Below are 17,339 nucleotides of genomic sequence, written 5' to 3'. Positions count from 1 at the left end.
GCGTCACAAATAACAAAACCCAGCACTTTGGCTGGGTTTTAATAACGGTTTAATCTTATTTAGATAATTCTTTTTTGATTTCGTCTTTTATTTTACTTAATTCACTCTGCGGATGTTTCTTACAAAGTTCAACGGTCAGAGGAACTGCAGTCGTAACGGTTTCGTTATAGTCGACGTAGTCACCACCTTTGAAGTCTTCGTCTTCATTGAGCACCCAGAAGGCCACCGGAGCCATAGTTTGTGGGTTCAAATCAATAAACTCCTGGCAGTTCATACCTTTCGGAGTCACTTCAGTTTTAGCGTTATCTGTTGCTGCATTGACGCTGACACTGGTTAACAGCGCTGCGACCAGAATACCTGCTGTAGAAAGGGAGAATTTATTCATTGTAGTACTCCATTTATAATATAAATAATATCTACACTTGCGCTTAACACCGTTAATGTAGCTCGCAAAAAATAATACCCCTACCGTCATAAGAATAAAGATTGCTGTTATTGATATGGCTGAAATTTATATTTCCCATTACTGATTCTTATGTCTGAGGGATAAATGTTGCCCACAATGTGATCGTTCCGACGAAATCAGCAGATTCATACCCCTCTTCCTCTACCGTTGCACCAAAACTGAACTACGCTGCACAAATGTTGATCATTAGTTAATGAATATCGGTTGGTTTTTAACAAAAGCAGTCGGCGTGCCGCTGTTACGCACATGGCACGCGTCCTGCATTGTTAATTCGCTAACAGAAATACGGTATCTGACAGGCAACTAACAGCGAGAAGGTAATGACAGCCAAACCAGAGTTATTTACCCGCATAGAGCAAACCTTTAGCCAGCTGACGCCCAGCGAAAAGCGCGTGGCCGGGTGGCTGTTAGCCCATGCTGTGCAGATCCCATTTGAAACCGCAGATGGCATCGCCAAAGCAACCGGAACCAGCGGCATTACCGTCGGACGTTATCTGCGTAAACTGGGCTTTCGTAACCTGGAGGATGCAAAAGCCAGTCTGCGTGAGCTGCCCGTTGTTCCGTATCAGCCCTGGGGAATGAATGAACGACTGGATTCCTGGCACCAGCAACAAAGCCTGCCGGATCGGGCACAGCAGTCGCTGTTACTGGAGATCGACGCCATTACCCACGTCTATCAACTTGCCCAGGGTGAGACGTTTCAACGCATTGCGCAGCAGCTGGCGCATGCGGAAGCCGTATACATCCTCGGGATCCAGTCCACCCGCGGGATCGCCAACGCCTTTTTTAGTCACCTGGAATACCTGCGACCTAAAGTCAGCTACTCCGAAGGCCTTTCCGGCAGTTGGGTAGAGTCGCTGAACTCGGGATTCAGCCAGCCTTACGTGGTTATTACCGATATGCGCGCCTACTCCGCTATTTCGCGACAATATTGCCGCGTCGCCACAGAACGCTGTATTCCGCTGGCGCTCATTACCGATGTGTGGTGCCCATGGGCCAGGGATTATTCCATTGATTTACTTCAGGTAAAAACTGACACCGGGCATTTCTGGGACTCACTGGCACCGGTGAGCTGTCTGTTCAACTTATTACTTTCTGCGGTGGTGGCGCAACTGGGTGACGCACTCGCAGGACGCCTGCAAACCAATCGCCAGTTACAACAACAATTTGGTCAATTCGAACAATAAACAGGAAACGTGCTATGTCAGAACTCCCAGAACTGGTCGATCTGTCGGTGATATTTCCGTCGCTGCATATCGATCTTAAATACGCTACTGCCGACAACATTACCGGCGCACCTATCTACCGGGAAGCGCGTTGTCTGTTGCACACTGAGGCGGTAACCGCGCTGGCTAAAAGCATCAGCATTGCGCAACTGGCCGGCCTGCAGCTTGTGGTGTACGACGCGTATCGCCCCCAGCAGGCGCAGGCGATACTGTGGAATGCCTGTCCCGACCCGCAGTATGTTGTCGATGTCGCAATTGGTTCCAATCACAGTCGCGGAACGGCCATTGACGTTACGTTGATGGACGATCGCGGCCATCTCCTTGATATGGGGGCCGGTTTTGATGAAATGCACGACCGTTCCCATGCCTGGCACCCGTCTGTACCTCCGGCAGCGCAGCGTAACCGCCTGCTGCTCAATGCCATTATGTTTGGCGGTGGTTTTGTCGGTATTAACAGTGAATGGTGGCATTTTGAATTACCTGATGCCGCTCGCTATCCGCTGCTTGACGATCAAATAGATTGTTACACTGTCACGCCTATAACAACACAACATCCCCTTTAATTCTGGAGCCTGGTTATGAAGACTACACCTGCGTTAAACGCGTTTTGCCGCCCCGCTCTGATAGCCGTTGCGTTAGCATTTACCCTGCCCGCCGCACAGGCTGCCGTTCCCAAAGATATGTTGGTGATTGGTAAAGCCGCCGATCCGCAGACGCTCGACCCCGCCGTGACCATCGATAACAATGACTGGACGGTTACCTATCCCTCTTACCAGCGGTTGGTTCAATACAAAACCGACGGAGGTAAAGGATCCACAGAAGTTGAAGGTGATTTAGCCAGCGGCTGGAAAGCCTCTGACGATCAGAAAGAGTGGACGTTTACCCTGAAAAACGATGCCAAATTCGCCGACGGAACGCCGGTAACGGCAGATGCGGTAAAGCAATCCTTTGAACGTTTGCTCAAAATTGGTCAGGGGCCTGCGGAGGCTTTCCCAAAAGATCTGAAGGTCGACGTCATTGATAACAACACGGTGAAATTTACCCTCAGCCAGCCGTTTGCCCCGTTTCTGTATACGCTGGCAAATGACGGTGCCTCAATCATTAACCCGGCCATCTTAAAAGAGCATGCCGCAGACGATGCCCGCGGATTCCTGGCGCAGAACACGGCGGGCTCTGGTCCCTTCATGCTGAAGAGCTGGCAAAAGGGACAACAACTGGTGCTGGTGCCGAACCCGCATTATGCCGGGGCGAAACCGACATTTAAGCGTGTCTCAGTCAAAATCATTGGTGAAAGCGCCTCCCGTCGCCTGCAACTGTCACGTGGTGATATCGACATTGCCGATGCGCTTCCTGTTGACCAGCTTGCCGCTTTAAAACAGGAAGGCAAAGTGAACGTGGCGGATTATCCCTCATTGCGCGTGACCTATCTGTATCTCAACAACAGTAAAGCGCCGCTCAATCAGGTGGATTTACGCCGCGCCATCTCGTGGGCCACCGATTATAAAGGCATGGTCAACGGGATCCTGAGCGGCAACGGGAAGCAAATGCGTGGCCCGATCCCTGAAGGCATGTGGGGTTTTGACGACAAGGCCATGCAGTACAGCTTTGATGAAGCCAAAGCCAAAGCAGCGTGGGACAAAGTTGCCACCAAACCTGAAAGCCTGAGCTTCCTGTACTCCGATAATGACCCTAACTGGGAACCTATCGCGCTCGCCACCCAGGCAAGCCTTGGCAAACTGGGCATTAAGGTGAAACTGGAAAAACTGGCAAACGCCACCATGCGCGACCGCGTGGGCAAAGGCGATTACGACATTGCCATTGGCAACTGGAGTCCGGATTTTGCCGACCCGTACATGTTTATGAACTACTGGTTTGAGTCAGATAAGAAAGGCTTGCCGGGTAACCGTTCGTTCTATGAAAACGGTGAGGTCGATAAACTGCTGCGCAGCGCGCTGGCCACGACCGATCAGGTGGCCAGAACCAATGACTACCAGCAGGCGCAAACCATCGTGATTGATGAAGCGGCCTACGTCTATTTATTCCAGAAAAACTATCAGCTGGCGATGAATAAAGACGTCAAAGGATTTGTATTCAACCCCATGCTGGAACAGGTCTTCAATATCTCCACCATGAGTAAATAAGCCACGTTTATGCGGAGCCGCTCTGGCTCCGCAAGGGGAAGCTAATGACGTTCTGGAGTATTTTACGCCAGCGATGCTGGGGACTTATTCTGGTGGTTATCGGTGTTTGCGTAATCACCTTTATTATTTCACACCTGATACCTGGCGACCCCGCGCGGCTGCTGGCGGGCGATCGCGCCAGTGATGAAATTGTCGAAAATATTCGCCAACAGTTGGGGCTGAATCAACCGCTGTATGTCCAGTTTTTTCGCTATGTCAGCGATATTTTTCACGGCGATTTAGGCACTTCCATTCGCACCGGACGTCCGGTACTGGATGAGCTGCGCATTTTCTTCCCCGCGACCCTTGAATTGGCTTTCTGCTCTTTGTTGCTGGCGCTGGTGATAGGTATCCCGCTGGGTATTTTATCTGCGGTCTGGCGTAACCGCTGGCTTGATCACCTTGTTCGGCTAATGGCAATTACCGGTATCTCCACGCCTGCATTCTGGCTGGGGCTGGGGGTTATCGTGCTGTTTTACGGTCATCTGCAAATTTTACCCGGCGGTGGGCGTTTAGACGACTGGCTGGATCCACCTGCTCACGTCACCGGTTTCTACCTGATTGATGCTCTGCTGGAAGGCAACGGCGAAGTCTTTTTCAATGCGCTTCAGCACCTGATTTTGCCAGCGCTGACATTGGCTTTTGTACATCTTGGGATCGTTGCCCGTCAGATTCGTTCCGCCATGCTGGAGCAACTGAGTGAAGATTACATACGTACCGCCCGCGCCAGCGGACTGCCGGGCTGGTACATCGTGTTGTGTTACGCGTTGCCGAATGCGCTTATCCCATCAATCACCGTCCTCGGCCTGGCGCTGGGCGATCTGCTCTACGGTGCGGTATTGACCGAAACGGTCTTTGCCTGGCCTGGCATGGGCGCCTGGGTGGTGACCTCAATTCAGGCACTCGACTTCCCGGCGGTAATGGGATTTGCGGTGGTGGTCTCGTTCGCCTATGTGCTGGTCAACCTGGTGGTGGATTTACTCTATCTGTGGGTAGACCCTCGAATTGGACGTGGAGGTGCTGAATGATGCTCACACAAGAAACACCGACCGCCCCTCAGACTGCACGCCGCCGCACGGACTGGGCCAAACTGTTCTGGATGATGAAAAGTAGCCCGCTGACGCTGGTTGGCGGGGTCATCATCGTATTGATACTGCTGCTGATGGTGCTGTCGCCGTGGATAACACCCCACGATCCGAATGCCATCAATTTGAGTGCGCGCCTGCTGCCCCCGTCAGCCGCTCACTGGTTTGGAACCGATGAAGTCGGTCGCGATCTGTTCAGCCGCGTTCTGGTAGGAAGTCAGCAATCTGTCGTTGCGGGTCTGGTGGTAGTGGGTATCGCCGGGGGATTGGGCTCACTGCTGGGTTGCTTGTCGGGTGTCATGGGTGGGCGTGCCGACGCGATAATTATGCGGATGATGGACATTATGCTGTCCATTCCTTCGCTGGTGTTGACGATGGCGTTAGCCGCCGCGCTGGGCCCCAGCCTGTTTAACGCCATGCTGGCGATTGCAATCGTCCGTATCCCTTTCTATGTACGCCTCGCCCGTGGTCAGACGTTAGTGGTACGCCAGTTTACTTTTGTACAGGCTGCCCGGACCTACGGCGCTTCACGCTGGCATCTGATTAGCTGGCACATTTTACGCAATTCTCTGCCCCCGCTCATTGTGCAGGCATCACTGGATATCGGCAGCGCGATCCTGATGGCCGCCACGCTCGGGTTTATCGGTCTGGGCGCCCAGCAGCCCAGCGCTGAATGGGGGGCGATGGTCGCAATTGGCCGCAATTACGTGCTTGATCAGTGGTGGTATTGTGCTTTTCCCGGCGCCGCCATTCTGATTACCGCCGTGGGCTTTAATCTCTTTGGCGATGGTATTCGCGATCTGCTGGATCCGAAAGCCGGAGGAAAACAGTCATGACACAACCCGTACTGGAAATCGAAGATTTGCATCTGAGTTTCCCCGGCTATAAAGCTGACGTGCATGCGCTGAACCATGTATCACTGCACATCAACCGCGGAGAAATCGTTGGTGTGGTGGGTGAATCCGGTTCCGGTAAGTCCGTGACCGCCATGCTCACCATGCGTCTGCTACCGGAGGGAAGCTATCGTATTCACCAGGGACGCGTTTCGCTGCTGGGTGAAGATGTGCTCAACGCCAGTGAGAAACAAATGCGCCAATGGCGCGGCGCACGTGTCGCAATGATCTTTCAGGAGCCCATGACGGCACTGAATCCGACCCGCCGTATCGGCCAGCAAATGGTGGAGGTGATCCGCCATCATCAGGCGTTAAGCCGCACGGATGCCCGCCAGAAAGCCGTCGCTCTACTCGAAGAGATGCAAATTCCGGACGCGCCGGAGGTCATGAAACGATTTCCGTTTGAGCTTTCCGGCGGTATGCGCCAACGCGTGATGATTGCGCTGGCCTTTTCGTGCGAGCCGGAGCTTATCATTGCCGATGAACCGACCACTGCTCTGGACGTCACGGTGCAACTGCAGGTGCTGCGTTTGCTGAAGTTAAAAGCGCGCGCCAGTGGAACAGCCGTGTTATTTATCAGCCATGATATGGCGGTGGTTTCACAGTTATGCGACCGGTTGTACGTCATGTATGCCGGGAGTGTGATTGAGAGTGGCCCGACGCAAACTGTTATTCAACGCCCGACTCACCCCTATTCCATCGGCTTGCTGAAATGTGCACCGGAACACGGCGAACCGCGCACATTGCTGCCCGCCATTCCCGGCACCGTGCCGAACCTAACCTGCTTACCTGCCGGATGCGCGTTTCGCGACCGCTGCTTTGCCGCTGGTCCTCGTTGTGAAGAAACGCCGGCGTTAAGTAGTCAGGGAGGTGCAGATCAACAATCTGCCTGCTGGTATCCGCAACTGGAGACAACACATGTCTGATTTTTTACTGGCGCTGCAGGATGTTCATGTCAACTTTCCTGCGCGTAAAAACTGGCTTGGCAAGGTTACGGAACGGGTGCATGCGCTCAACGGTCTGGATTTACAGATTCGTCAGGGTGAAACGCTGGGGATTGTTGGCGAATCCGGCTGTGGAAAAAGTACGCTGGCGCAACTGTTGATGGGCATGTTGAAACCCAGCCAGGGAAGCTATTCTCGCCGTGGTGATAAGCAGCATAATGGTATGCAAATGGTCTTTCAGGACCCTCTTTCATCACTGGATCCGCGCTTACCGGTGTGGCGGATAATTACCGAACCGGTGTGGATCCAAAAACGGAGCCCGGAGCGTGAACGACACATACTTGCCGAGGATTTGGCACGACAGGTGGGGATTCGTCCTGAATATCTCGATCGATTGCCGCACGCGTTTTCCGGTGGACAGCGCCAACGTATTGCTATTGCCCGGGCGCTATCGTCAGAGCCGGATGTTATCGTCCTTGATGAGCCAACTTCAGCACTGGATATCTCCGTGCAGGCGCAAATTCTCAACCTGCTGGTGTCGCTACAGGCGCGCAGAAACCTGACCTACGTATTGATATCACATAACGTGTCGGTGGTCCGCCATATGAGCGACCGTGTGGCGGTGATGTACCTCGGGCAAATTGTTGAGCTGGGCGATGCCCAACAGGTTCTCACTCACCCCGCCCATCCATACACACGATTATTACTGGACTCGGTCCCTAAAACGGGCGCACCGCTGGCGGAAGATTTGGTGTTACGTAAAACCGAGCTACCGGGAAACCGAACGTTGCCCCAGGGCTGCTTTTTCCGTGACAGATGTCCATTGGCAACCCACGGTTGTGAGAAGAAACAGGCATTGCTGAAGAGTGATACCGGATGTGACGTTCGCTGCTGGCGGGCGGTTACATGACCTGAGCCGTTGAGAAAAGTCAGGTGCAATACGCCTTTTTCAGTGAATCCACCAGCACCTCGGAAGCGGTAGATAATTTATGATGCGCCGAACGCAAAACCCCGATCCGACGCTGGATCACCGGCGTATCCAGATCGATACAGGTTGCGCCTAACTCTGTCATTTGCGTGCTGCATAGCGCAGGTACGGCGCTACCGCCCAGACCGTTAGCCACCAGACGGCCAACGGTTACCAATTGATGGCTCTCCAGCGCTACTTCCAGCGTATGTCCGCTTTGCACCAGTTGTTCTTCCAGCATCAGCCGCACGGCGGACGGGCGTTGCAGGGTGATAAAATCCAGCGTCAGCAGTTCGCGCCACGCAATACGATCCCTGTCTGCCAGCCGACAGGTTGGCGGCACAATCGCGATAAAACGATCCACGCCGAGCGGCGTGAAATGCAGATGTCCCGAATAGTCCGGCTCGAAGGCTATGCCCATCTCGACCCGCCCTTCACTGACCATTTCAATCACGTGTTCATTAATTACATCGTGAACCGTTACGTTGATACCGGAATAAGAATCACGAAATGTTTTCAGTACCGATGGCAGGACGTTAGCGGCAAATGAGGGCATGGCGGCGATCGATATTTTACCGCGCTGCAGCGTAAAGCGCTGGCGCATGGCTTCTTCCGTATTCTCCCAGTCCGCCAGCAGCTGTCGCCCCATATTCAGCAGCGTTTCTCCCTCCTGCGTCAGGGTCACTTTGCGAGTTGTTCTTAACAGTAACGCCCCGCCCAGCGAATCTTCCAGTCCTTTAATCGCCAGGCTTAACGCGGGTTGCGACATATTCAGTCTTTCGCTGGCATGAGCAAAATTCAGAGTGTGAGCTACCGCTAAAAATGCGCGTAACTGTTTGATGCTCATTCCCATTTCGCATTCCTTTAACTTGTTGAATACCTTTAATTAACATTAAATTGATAAAAAAACCCAATGAGTGAGTCACAAATTTAAAATTAACAAATCATTTTTCACCCCCAATGATGTCGGCAAGGACAACTGGGGAGGCAAGTGTATGGCTGGACTGGATAAACGTGTTGCCACTTATCAAGAGGCGCTGGAAGGACTGACCGACAACATGACGCTGCTGGCAGGTGGTTTTGGTCTATGTGGGATCCCTGAAAACCTGATTACCGAAGTACGCCGTCGGGAGGTTCAGGGACTTACCGTTGTATCAAACAACTGCGGCGTGGATGGCTTTGGCCTTGGCGTGCTGCTGGAAACGCGTCAGGTGCGCAAAGTGGTCGCGTCCTATGTGGGGGAAAACGCCCTGTTTGAGAAACAGGTGCTTAGCGGCGAACTGGAAGCCATCCTGACGCCACAGGGTACGCTGGCAGAGCAGTTGCGCGCGGGCGGCGCGGGGATCCCGGCATTTTTTACCGCGACCGGATATGGAACCCCCGTGGCGGAAGGGAAAGAGGTTCGCGAGTTTGCCGGACGCCCTTACATCCTTGAGCAGGCGATAACCGGTGATTTTGCGTTGGTTAAAGGCTGGAAAGCCGACTGGTACGGCAACGTCATCTATCGCCACACCGCACAGAATTTTAATCCGCTGATGGCCGCCGCCGGGCGCATTACCGTCGTGGAAGTCGAAGAAATTGTCCCTCCTGGAGAACTGGACCCTGCTGCGATTCACACTCCCGGAATTTTCGTTAACCGCATCATTCAGGGGCAGTTTGAAAAACGTATTGAACAACGCACCCTGCGCCAGAAAGGAGCCTGACCATGTTAACGCGTGAACAAATGGCGATGCGAGTCGCCCGCGAGCTGCGAGACGGATATTACGTCAACCTTGGAATCGGCATTCCCACGCTGGTGGCAAATTACATCCCTGACGGCATGGACGTGATGCTGCAATCAGAAAACGGTTTGCTGGGTATGGGCCCGTTTCCCACAGAAGACGAAATTGATGCCGACATGATCAACGCCGGGAAACAGACTGTGACGGCGCGCAAAGGCGCGGCGATTTTCGACTCGGCGCAATCCTTCGCCATGATCCGCGGCGGCCACGTTGATCTGACGGTGCTCGGTGCGTTTGAAGTCGATGTTAACGGCAATATCGCCTCATGGATGATCCCCGGAAAAATGGTGAAAGGCATGGGCGGCGCGATGGATCTGGTTGCTGGAGCCGACAATATCATTGTGGTAATGACCCATGCTTCCAAAAGCGGTGAGTCCAAACTGCTTCCCGCCTGCACCCTGCCGCTGACCGGCGTGGCCTGCATCAAACGTGTGCTTACCGACCTGGCTCTGCTGGAAATTGCCGACGGTGCGTTCATTCTGCGTGAACGCGCACCGGGCATTAGCGTGGATGAGATTGTCGCCAGAACCGCAGGCAAGCTGATCGTTCCCGAAACTGTCCCCGAAATGCACTTTAGCTGAGGAGCTGACCATGCAGGATGTTGTCATTGTCGCGGCGACGCGCACCCCGATTGGCAGTTTTCATGGCGCGCTGGCACCACTTTCCGCGGTTGAGCTTGGTTCAGTGGTGATCCGTTCGCTGCTGGAAAAAACGGCTGTGGCGCCTGAGCAAATTGATGAGGTGATTTTAGGTCAGGTTCTGACTGCGGGCTGCGGCCAGAATCCAGCCAGACAAACGGCGTTACGGGCAGGACTGCCGGTCACCACGCCCGCGTTAACCATCAACCTGCTGTGTGGCTCAGGTTTGAAGGCGGTGCATCAGGCGGTACAGGCGATTCGCTGTGGCGATGCGCAAATCGTGATCGCCGGAGGCCAGGAGAGCATGAGCAATGCGCCCTATTTTCTCGACGGCGCGCGGGCCGGTTTGCGGTTGGGTCATGCCAGTATGAAAGACAGCGTGGTGCATGACGGCCTGTGGGATGCGTTCAACGACTATCACATGGGTATTACTGCCGAAAATCTGGCGGATAAGTTCGTAATCAGTCGTGAGCAGCAGGACGCTTTTGCCCTGCACTCCCAGCAAAAAGCTGCCGCCGCCATTGAAGCGGGTCGTTTTAACGCGGAAATCACGCCGGTCAGCGTCCCACAGGGCAAAAAGCCGCCACGTGTGGTGGACCGTGACGAACAACCTCGCCCGGATACTCAGGCCGACAAGCTGGCGCAACTTAAACCGGCGTTTCGTCCGGGTAACGGCACGGTGACCGCCGGAAATGCATCATCCATCAATGATGGTGCCGCCGCGGTGATGTTGATGAGCGCCGCCAAAGCGGCGGAACTCAATCTGCCAGTGCTTGCCCAGGTGGCGGGCTACGCGGTTTCTGGCGTCGATCCCGCCATTATGGGGATTGGGCCGGTAGAAGCGTCACTCCAGTGCCTGAAGCGTGCTGGCTGGACGCTAAATGACGTGGATCTTATCGAAGCCAACGAAGCCTTTGCTGCGCAAGCGCTGGCGGTTGGCGAATCCCTGAACTGGGACAGCAACCGGGTAAACGTGAACGGCGGTGCGATTGCGCTGGGGCACCCGATTGGCGCATCAGGTTGCCGAATTCTGGTAACGCTGCTGCATGAAATGGCGCGTAGCAACGCAGCCAAAGGATTGGCCACGCTGTGCGTAGGTGGTGGTCAGGGGGTGGCGCTGGCGGTAGAACGTCCGCAGGGGGTAGCTCATGCAAAGTAAGCCTATCTGCATTCTGGGCGCGGGATTAATGGGGGTCGGCATTGCTACCCACTTCGCCCGTTTTGGTTACGATGTCTGGTTATACGATACCGATAGCAGCCGAATTGCAGAAATAAGCGGAGTTGCTGGCGGTATCCTGGATGAGCTGATTGTCACCGATCAATTTGCAATTGGTGAAAAAGCGACGGTCGTGGCTCGCCTGCACGGCACAACTTCGCTACAGGATATTGCCGCATGCCGGTTACTGATTGAAGCGATCCCGGAGCGGCTCGAACTTAAACACGCACTGTATGCGCAACTGGAAGAGCTGATCGCGCCGGAGGCCGTTATTGCCAGTAATACCAGCGGCCTGCCGCCGGATGCGTTGGCAGAAAAACTCGCCCATCCTGAACGGTTGCTGATCGCCCATTTCTGGCACCCGCCACATTTTATTCCGCTGGTCGAAATTGTACCTGGCACCGCAACGAAGCCGGAGTATCTCCATGAATTGCAACAACAACTGATCGCGATGCAACTTGAGGCCGTGGTGCTCGACCGCGCAGCACCAGGGTTTGTTGGCAATCGACTGCAGTTTGCTCTGCTGCGTGAAGCGCTACATATCGTTAAAAGCGGCATCGCCAGCGCAGAAGTGGTTGATCAGGTGATGCGCGCCTCGCTCGGACGTCGCTATGCAATGGTCGGTCCGCTGGAGGCTGCTGATATGACCGGACTTTCTACGGTGCAGGACATTTGTCGGCATCTGCTTCCGGAACTGGCAACCGGCAGCGACATGATGTCGCTGGTCGCTGACAAGGTTGCCAACGGTGATACCGGGTTGCGCAGCGGCCAGGGATTTTATCGCTGGGATGATTCGCGCAAGGAATACATCCAGCAACGCAGGGAGCATCAACTGCGCTTTGCCCTGAAACCGTAACTTCTCTTTCTGTACCCCACTATAACAATGATATTGAGGAGTCATGATGAGTGTATTAATCGCCCTGGCAGCGTTGGGCCTGCTGATGCTGGCAGCCTATCGCGGATACAGCGTCATTCTGTTTGCCCCCATCGCAGCATTAGGTGCTGTATTGCTTACCGAACCCAGCGCCGTCGGCCCTGCCTTCACCGGCCTGTTTATGGAAAAAATGGTCGGTTTTGTGAAGCTGTACTTCCCGGTGTTCTTGCTGGGGGCAGTGTTTGGCAAGTTAATCGAGTTATCTGGATTTTCACGTTCCATTGTTGCCGCCGCTATCAACATCCTCGGTCGTCGTCATGCCATCCCGGTGATTGTGCTGGTATGTGCGTTGTTGACCTACGGCGGCGTATCGCTGTTTGTGGTGGCCTTTGCGGTGTATCCGTTCGCGGCTGAACTGTTCCGTCAGAGCAATATTCCTAAACGCCTGATCCCGGCAACCGTTGCGCTGGGCGCGTTCTCCTTCACCATGGATGCCCTGCCAGGCACACCGCAGATCCAGAACATTATTCCGACCAGTTTCTTCGGTACCAACGCCTGGGCCGCGCCGTGGCTGGGTTTGATAGGTTCCGTATTTATCATCATTGTTGGTCTGGTTTATCTCGAACGTCAGCGTCGTAAAGCACAGGCTAAGGATGAGGGTTATGGCACTGAACTGTTAAACGAGCCGGAAACGCCGGATAACATTAATCTGCCGAACCCGATCATCGCGATCTCTCCGCTGATCCTGGTTGGGGTATTTAACCTGCTGTTTACCCGCTGGATCCCACAATGGTATGGCGCCACGCATCAGCTTGAACTTCCGGGCCTTGCCAAGCCGATTACCACCGAAGTCGGTAAAATCACCGCTATCTGGGCAGTGGAAGCGGCGCTGATTTCTGGGATCCTGCTGGTGGTGCTCTTCGGCTATCGCAACATTAAAGGTCGCCTGGCGGAAGGCAGCAGAACGGCGGTTGGCGGCGCGATCCTCGCAGCGATGAACACCGCGTCAGAGTACGGTTTTGGCGCAGTGATCGCCGCCCTGCCAGGTTTCCTTGTACTGTCAAAAGCACTGGCGGCTATTCCTGACCCGCTGCTCAATGAAGCTATCAGTATCACTACGCTCGCCGGGATCACCGGTTCGGCGTCTGGCGGGATGAGTATTGCCCTTGCCGCCATGTCTGACACCTTTATCGCGGCCGCTCACGCTGCCAATATCCCACTTGAAGTCTTTCACCGCGTGGCGTCTATGGCCAGCGGCGGTATGGACACCCTGCCGCATAACGGCGCAGTCATTACCTTATTAGCTATCACCGGTCTCAGCCACCGTCAGGCGTATGGCGGAATTTTTGCTATTACCGTCATTAAAAGTCTGGCCGTACTGTTTGTCATCGGCGTCTTCTACACCACCGGAATTGTTTAAGGAGAATCATCATGAACTTAACGGGAAAAACCGCCCTGGTTACCGGCTCGACCAGCGGTATCGGATTAGGTATCGCACAGGTGCTGGCGCAATCGGGCGCCACCCTGATCCTCAACGGGTTTGGTGATGTGGATGCCGCCAAAGACGCTGTTGCGCAATATGGCAAAACGCCAGGTTATCATGGCGCGGATCTGAGCGATGAAGCGCAAATTGCCGACATGATGCGCTATGCCGAGAGCGAATTCGGCGGTGTTGATATTCTGGTCAACAACGCGGGAATCCAGCATGTATCCCCGGTGGAAACCTTCCCGGTTGATAAATGGAACGCGATTATCGCCATTAATCTCTCTTCCGTTTTTCACACCACGCGTCTGGCGCTTCCTGGTATGCGCGCGCGAAACTGGGGGCGCATCATTAATATCGCTTCTGTTCACGGCCTGGTGGCCTCAAAAGAGAAATCTGCCTACGTAGCGGCGAAGCACGGCGTGGTGGGATTCACCAAGACCATCGCACTGGAAACCGCGCAGACGGGTGTCACCTGCAATGCGCTGTGTCCCGGCTGGGTGCTCACGCCGCTGGTCCAGCAGCAGATCGATAAGCGTATTGCCGAAGGCGCAGAGCCTGAGGCTGCGCGTGACGCCCTGCTGGCGGAAAAGCAGCCGTCGCGCGAATTCGTCACGCCGGAACAGTTAGGTGAGCTGGCACTATTTCTGTGTTCAAACGGTGCGGCGCAGGTGCGCGGCGTGGCGTGGAATATGGATGGCGGTTGGGTAGCGCAATAACATCATCAGGTGCCGGATAAGACTGACTTACATCCGGCACAGTCGTAGGTCGGATAAGACGCAGTCACATCCGGCGCGCCATGATTAAGACTTCAGCTGATAATCCAGCGTAATTTCCGCGTTTAGTACCTGCGATACCGGGCATCCGGCTTTTGCTTTCTGGATGATGCCGTCAAACGTGGCGGCGTCTATCCCCGGCACGCTCACCTGGCTATGCAACGCGACTTTAGTTATCGCAAACCCGGCATCTACTTTATCCAGAGAAACATCGGCAGTGGTATCAATGGCATCTGGGGTAAACCCCGCTTCACCCAGCATCAGCGAAAGCGCCATCGAGAAGCAGGCTGCATGGGCCGCGCCAATCAACTCTTCAGGATTGGTGCCTTTCTCACCTTCAAATCGTGTATTAAACCCATACGGTTGCTGATTCAACACGCCACTTTCGGTCGACACAGTGCCTTTGCCGCGCTTAATGTCGCCTTCCCAGTGTGCCTGACCTTTCTTATGGATAGTCATTACCGCTCTCCTGTGTTGTCGTCGGAGTTACTAGTATAGGACGGCTGAGAAAAAGCATGTTACATACGGGATAGTTCTCATTTGCCGCTTAAGCATTGACCTTTCAGATAAAATGACCGACCATCCAGAAAGCCGTTATGTTGAACATCGGCTTTATATCAGGTTGTATTTCGTCCGTTCTCATACGGGCTCGCCCTTGAAACCAGTAACAGGATTAAGGAGTTAGAATGAAATCGAACCGTCAGGCCCGTCATATTCTCGGACTGGACCACAAAATCTCAAATCAACGTAAAATCGTGACCGAAGGTGACAAAACCAACGTGGTCAATAATCCTACTGGAAGAAAGCGCCGCACTGACGGCAAGTAGCCTTTCGCACGTCTGACTGAGTAACGAGATAAACACCATTGCAACCGCAGTGGTGTTTTTGCTTATAAAACCCCTTAACCCATTCACAATGCTTTATACTTCGCCCGTTTCCCTGGCGGACAGGCCACATACGATCATAAAGAGCGCCAGGGACGGTTATTCAAAAAAGAGTGAGTGACATGGAAAACGAAACCAAAAAACTGCGTTCCCTTTACATCCCCTACGCTGGCCCGGTACTGCTGGAATTCCCTTTACTGAATAAAGGGAGCGCCTTCAGTGTGGAAGAACGCCGTAACTTCAACCTGCTGGGGTTACTGCCGGAAGTGGTCGAGACGATTGAGGAACAGGCTGAACGCGCCTGGATCCAATATCAGGGATTCAAAACCGAAATCGACAAACATATTTACCTGCGCAACATCCAGGACACCAACGAAACCCTGTTTTACCGACTGGTGCATAATCACCTGGATGAAATGATGCCAGTTATCTATACCCCAACGGTCGGCGCGGCCTGTGAGCGTTTCTCTGAGATTTATCGTCGTGCGCGCGGCGTGTTTATCTCTTATCAGAACCGCCACAATATGGACGATATCCTGCAAAACGTCCCTAACCACAATATCAAGGTCATCGTTGTCACCGATGGCGAACGTATTTTAGGTCTTGGCGATCAGGGGATCGGCGGGATGGGTATTCCAATCGGTAAACTGTCGCTATATACCGCATGTGGCGGAATTAGCCCGGCCTATACTCTTCCGGTGGTACTGGACGTGGGGACCAACAACCAGCAACTGCTGAACGATCCGTTGTATATGGGCTGGCGCAATCCGCGTATCACTGATGATGAATACTACGAATTCGTTGATGAATTCATCCAGGCCGTGAAGCATCGCTGGCCGGACGTGCTGTTGCAGTTTGAAGATTTCGCCCAGAAAAACGCTATGCCACTGCTGACCCGTTATCGTGATGAAATTTGCTCGTTTAACGACGATATTCAGGGCACCGCGGCGGTTACTGTCGGTACGCTGATTGCGGCTAGCCGCGCGGCCGGTAGCCAGTTGAGCGAACAGAACATCGTCTTCCTCGGTGCGGGTTCCGCCGGTTGCGGGATCGCCGAGCAGATCATTGCGCAGATCCAGCGTGAAGGTCTAAGCGAAGAAGCGGCGCGTCAACGCGTATTCATGGTCGACCGCTTCGGCCTGTTAACAGACAAAATGCCGAACCTGCTCTCCTTCCAGACCAAACTGGTGCAAAAACGCGAAAATCTCCAGCATTGGGATACCCAAGAAGATGTGCTGTCGTTGCTCGATGTGGTCCGCAACGTTAAGCCGGATATCCTGATTGGCGTTTCCGGACAAACCGGCCTGTTTACCGAAGAGATCATCCGCGAAATGCACAAGCATTGTCCGCGTCCGATCGTCATGCCGTTGTCTAACCCCACTTCCCGTGTTGAAGCTACGCCACAGGATATTATCGCCTGGACCGAAGGTAACGCGCTGGTTGCGACCGGTAGTCCATTCGCACCGGTACTGTGGAAAGATAAAATTTACCCAATCGCCCAGTGTAACAACGCCTATATCTTCCCGGGTATCGGCCTGGGTGTGATTGCGTCTGGCGCATCGCGCATCACTGATGAAATGCTGATGTCGGCGAGTGAAACGCTGGCGCAGTATTCGCCGCTGGTGCTCAACGGTGAAGGTCTGGTGCTACCGGAACTGAAAGATATTCAGACCGTTTCTCGCGCCATTGCCTTTGCCGTCGGTAAAATGGCTCAGCAGCAAGGTGTGGCAGTGAAAACCTCCGCCGAAGCGCTGCAACAGGCAATTGACGATAATTTCTGGCAGGCAGAATATCGCGACTACCGTCGTACCTCTATTTGACGGTTTGCCCGGCGGCACACTGCTGCCGGGCGTTCAACACTTGCGCTTTTGCGTAACTTACGATTACACTTTCACCACCGATTAACATTCTGAAAAATAAAAGGAG

The 17,339-nt window shown here is 54.0% G+C and carries 18 protein-coding genes; 15 read left to right on the top strand and 3 right to left on the bottom strand.

Annotated features, from left to right (window positions below; all coding sequences use genetic code 11):
- Positions 1-55: 55 nt before the first annotated feature.
- On the bottom strand, positions 56-385 hold the full coding sequence (gene hdeB / locus OGY67_RS05350) for an acid-activated periplasmic chaperone HdeB (RefSeq protein ID WP_003019999.1): 330 nt from the start codon (positions 383-385) through the stop codon (positions 56-58).
- A gap of 401 nt (positions 386-786) precedes the next feature.
- On the opposite strand from hdeB, the gene OGY67_RS05345 reads away from it, so the two are divergent.
- The 7 genes from OGY67_RS05345 to OGY67_RS05315 are packed head-to-tail and all read left to right on the top strand — an operon-like array spanning position 787 to position 7,704.
- Positions 787-1,653, top strand: coding sequence for a MurR/RpiR family transcriptional regulator (locus OGY67_RS05345; RefSeq protein ID WP_003832990.1), 867 nt, complete (start codon positions 787-789; stop codon positions 1,651-1,653).
- 14 nt (positions 1,654-1,667) lie between these two features.
- Positions 1,668-2,255, top strand: coding sequence for a D-alanyl-D-alanine dipeptidase (ddpX, locus tag OGY67_RS05340; protein WP_003832991.1), 588 nt, complete (start codon positions 1,668-1,670; stop codon positions 2,253-2,255).
- 15 nt (positions 2,256-2,270) lie between these two features.
- The gene (locus OGY67_RS05335; RefSeq protein ID WP_286573667.1) at positions 2,271-3,833 is read left to right on the top strand and encodes an ABC transporter substrate-binding protein; all 1,563 of its coding nucleotides are present in this window, start codon (positions 2,271-2,273) and stop codon (positions 3,831-3,833) included.
- Between the two features lie 44 nt (positions 3,834-3,877).
- Positions 3,878-4,900 carry an ABC transporter permease gene (locus tag OGY67_RS05330; protein ID WP_286573665.1) on the top strand — a complete coding sequence of 341 codons (1,023 nt, stop codon included), beginning with the start codon at positions 3,878-3,880 and terminating at the stop codon, positions 4,898-4,900.
- Complete coding sequence (ddpC, locus tag OGY67_RS05325; RefSeq protein WP_008784785.1) at positions 4,897-5,793, top strand: D,D-dipeptide ABC transporter permease; 897 nt, start codon at positions 4,897-4,899, stop codon at positions 5,791-5,793. Before OGY67_RS05330 ends, ddpC begins: the two co-directional genes overlap by 4 nt.
- Positions 5,790-6,776, top strand: coding sequence for an ABC transporter ATP-binding protein (locus OGY67_RS05320; RefSeq protein ID WP_071446392.1), 987 nt, complete (start codon positions 5,790-5,792; stop codon positions 6,774-6,776). Before ddpC ends, OGY67_RS05320 begins: the two co-directional genes overlap by 4 nt.
- Positions 6,769-7,704 (top strand): ABC transporter ATP-binding protein, encoded by a 936-nt coding sequence (locus tag OGY67_RS05315; protein ID WP_286573662.1) that lies wholly within the window; start codon positions 6,769-6,771, stop codon positions 7,702-7,704. The genes OGY67_RS05320 and OGY67_RS05315 overlap by 8 nt, the downstream gene beginning before the upstream one ends.
- Before the next feature lie 19 nt (positions 7,705-7,723).
- Here the strand turns inward: OGY67_RS05315 and OGY67_RS05310 are convergent, their stop codons facing one another.
- Positions 7,724-8,614, bottom strand: coding sequence for a LysR family transcriptional regulator (locus OGY67_RS05310; protein WP_286573660.1), 891 nt, complete (start codon positions 8,612-8,614; stop codon positions 7,724-7,726).
- A 142-nt stretch (positions 8,615-8,756) separates the two neighbouring features.
- On the opposite strand from OGY67_RS05310, the gene OGY67_RS05305 reads away from it, so the two are divergent.
- The 6 genes from OGY67_RS05305 to OGY67_RS05280 are packed head-to-tail and all read left to right on the top strand — an operon-like array spanning position 8,757 to position 14,472.
- Positions 8,757-9,464 (top strand): CoA transferase subunit A, encoded by a 708-nt coding sequence (locus tag OGY67_RS05305; protein WP_003020020.1) that lies wholly within the window; start codon positions 8,757-8,759, stop codon positions 9,462-9,464.
- Between the two features lie 2 nt (positions 9,465-9,466).
- Complete coding sequence (locus OGY67_RS05300; protein ID WP_032943469.1) at positions 9,467-10,123, top strand: CoA transferase subunit B; 657 nt, start codon at positions 9,467-9,469, stop codon at positions 10,121-10,123.
- Positions 10,124-10,133: 10 nt separating this feature from the next.
- A complete protein-coding gene (locus OGY67_RS05295; protein WP_286573658.1) occupies positions 10,134-11,339 on the top strand; it encodes an acetyl-CoA C-acetyltransferase in 1,206 nt (401 codons plus the stop codon).
- Positions 11,329-12,252, top strand: a complete 924-nt coding sequence (locus OGY67_RS05290; RefSeq protein ID WP_048214185.1) for a 3-hydroxyacyl-CoA dehydrogenase family protein — start codon at positions 11,329-11,331, stop codon at positions 12,250-12,252. The genes OGY67_RS05295 and OGY67_RS05290 overlap by 11 nt, the downstream gene beginning before the upstream one ends.
- A 43-nt stretch (positions 12,253-12,295) precedes the next feature.
- Positions 12,296-13,690 (top strand): GntP family permease, encoded by a 1,395-nt coding sequence (locus tag OGY67_RS05285; protein WP_199771095.1) that lies wholly within the window; start codon positions 12,296-12,298, stop codon positions 13,688-13,690.
- Between the two features lie 11 nt (positions 13,691-13,701).
- Positions 13,702-14,472, top strand: coding sequence for a 3-hydroxybutyrate dehydrogenase (locus OGY67_RS05280; RefSeq protein ID WP_128317398.1), 771 nt, complete (start codon positions 13,702-13,704; stop codon positions 14,470-14,472).
- Positions 14,473-14,556: 84 nt separating this feature from the next.
- Here OGY67_RS05280 and osmC read toward each other — a convergent pair whose 3' ends face one another.
- Entirely contained in the window at positions 14,557-14,988 is a 432-nt protein-coding gene (gene osmC, locus OGY67_RS05275; protein ID WP_003833007.1) for a peroxiredoxin OsmC, read from the bottom strand.
- Positions 14,989-15,215: 227 nt separating this feature from the next.
- On the opposite strand from osmC, the gene sra reads away from it, so the two are divergent.
- Together sra and maeA are read left to right on the top strand one after the other, a co-directional pair.
- Positions 15,216-15,356, top strand: a complete 141-nt coding sequence (gene sra / locus OGY67_RS05270) for a stationary-phase-induced ribosome-associated protein (RefSeq protein ID WP_003833009.1) — start codon at positions 15,216-15,218, stop codon at positions 15,354-15,356.
- A gap of 179 nt (positions 15,357-15,535) precedes the next feature.
- Entirely contained in the window at positions 15,536-17,233 is a 1,698-nt protein-coding gene (gene maeA, locus OGY67_RS05265; RefSeq protein ID WP_003833011.1) for a malate dehydrogenase, read from the top strand.
- Positions 17,234-17,339: the final 106 nt, after the last annotated feature.

The organism is Citrobacter sp. Cpo015 (genome assembly GCF_030333035.1).
Lineage (GTDB): Bacteria > Pseudomonadota > Gammaproteobacteria > Enterobacterales > Enterobacteriaceae > Citrobacter > Citrobacter portucalensis.
The sequence above is the reverse complement of the archived record's forward strand: the minus strand, read 5'-3'. Positions and strand labels throughout refer to the sequence as shown.

What these genes read in the sequence shown, in the direction of transcription:
- OGY67_RS05290 (WP_048214185.1), top strand. Translation starts at nt 11,329, where the DNA reads ATGCAAAGTAAGCCTATCTGCATTCTGGGCGCGGGATTAATGGGGGTC.
- OGY67_RS05300 (WP_032943469.1), top strand. Translation starts at nt 9,467, where the DNA reads ATGTTAACGCGTGAACAAATGGCGATGCGAGTCGCCCGCGAGCTGCGA.
- osmC (WP_003833007.1), bottom strand. Translation starts at nt 14,988, where the DNA reads ATGACTATCCATAAGAAAGGTCAGGCACACTGGGAAGGCGACATTAAG.
- OGY67_RS05295 (WP_286573658.1), top strand. Translation starts at nt 10,134, where the DNA reads ATGCAGGATGTTGTCATTGTCGCGGCGACGCGCACCCCGATTGGCAGT.
- ddpC (WP_008784785.1), top strand. Translation starts at nt 4,897, where the DNA reads ATGATGCTCACACAAGAAACACCGACCGCCCCTCAGACTGCACGCCGC.
- OGY67_RS05285 (WP_199771095.1), top strand. Translation starts at nt 12,296, where the DNA reads ATGATGAGTGTATTAATCGCCCTGGCAGCGTTGGGCCTGCTGATGCTG.
- maeA (WP_003833011.1), top strand. Translation starts at nt 15,536, where the DNA reads ATGGAAAACGAAACCAAAAAACTGCGTTCCCTTTACATCCCCTACGCT.
- OGY67_RS05305 (WP_003020020.1), top strand. Translation starts at nt 8,757, where the DNA reads ATGGCTGGACTGGATAAACGTGTTGCCACTTATCAAGAGGCGCTGGAA.
- hdeB (WP_003019999.1), bottom strand. Translation starts at nt 385, where the DNA reads ATGAATAAATTCTCCCTTTCTACAGCAGGTATTCTGGTCGCAGCGCTG.
- sra (WP_003833009.1), top strand. Translation starts at nt 15,216, where the DNA reads ATGAAATCGAACCGTCAGGCCCGTCATATTCTCGGACTGGACCACAAA.
- ddpX (WP_003832991.1), top strand. Translation starts at nt 1,668, where the DNA reads ATGTCAGAACTCCCAGAACTGGTCGATCTGTCGGTGATATTTCCGTCG.
- OGY67_RS05320 (WP_071446392.1), top strand. Translation starts at nt 5,790, where the DNA reads ATGACACAACCCGTACTGGAAATCGAAGATTTGCATCTGAGTTTCCCC.
- OGY67_RS05310 (WP_286573660.1), bottom strand. Translation starts at nt 8,614, where the DNA reads ATGGGAATGAGCATCAAACAGTTACGCGCATTTTTAGCGGTAGCTCAC.
- OGY67_RS05280 (WP_128317398.1), top strand. Translation starts at nt 13,702, where the DNA reads ATGAACTTAACGGGAAAAACCGCCCTGGTTACCGGCTCGACCAGCGGT.
- OGY67_RS05345 (WP_003832990.1), top strand. Translation starts at nt 787, where the DNA reads ATGACAGCCAAACCAGAGTTATTTACCCGCATAGAGCAAACCTTTAGC.
- OGY67_RS05335 (WP_286573667.1), top strand. Translation starts at nt 2,271, where the DNA reads ATGAAGACTACACCTGCGTTAAACGCGTTTTGCCGCCCCGCTCTGATA.
- OGY67_RS05330 (WP_286573665.1), top strand. Translation starts at nt 3,878, where the DNA reads ATGACGTTCTGGAGTATTTTACGCCAGCGATGCTGGGGACTTATTCTG.
- OGY67_RS05315 (WP_286573662.1), top strand. Translation starts at nt 6,769, where the DNA reads ATGTCTGATTTTTTACTGGCGCTGCAGGATGTTCATGTCAACTTTCCT.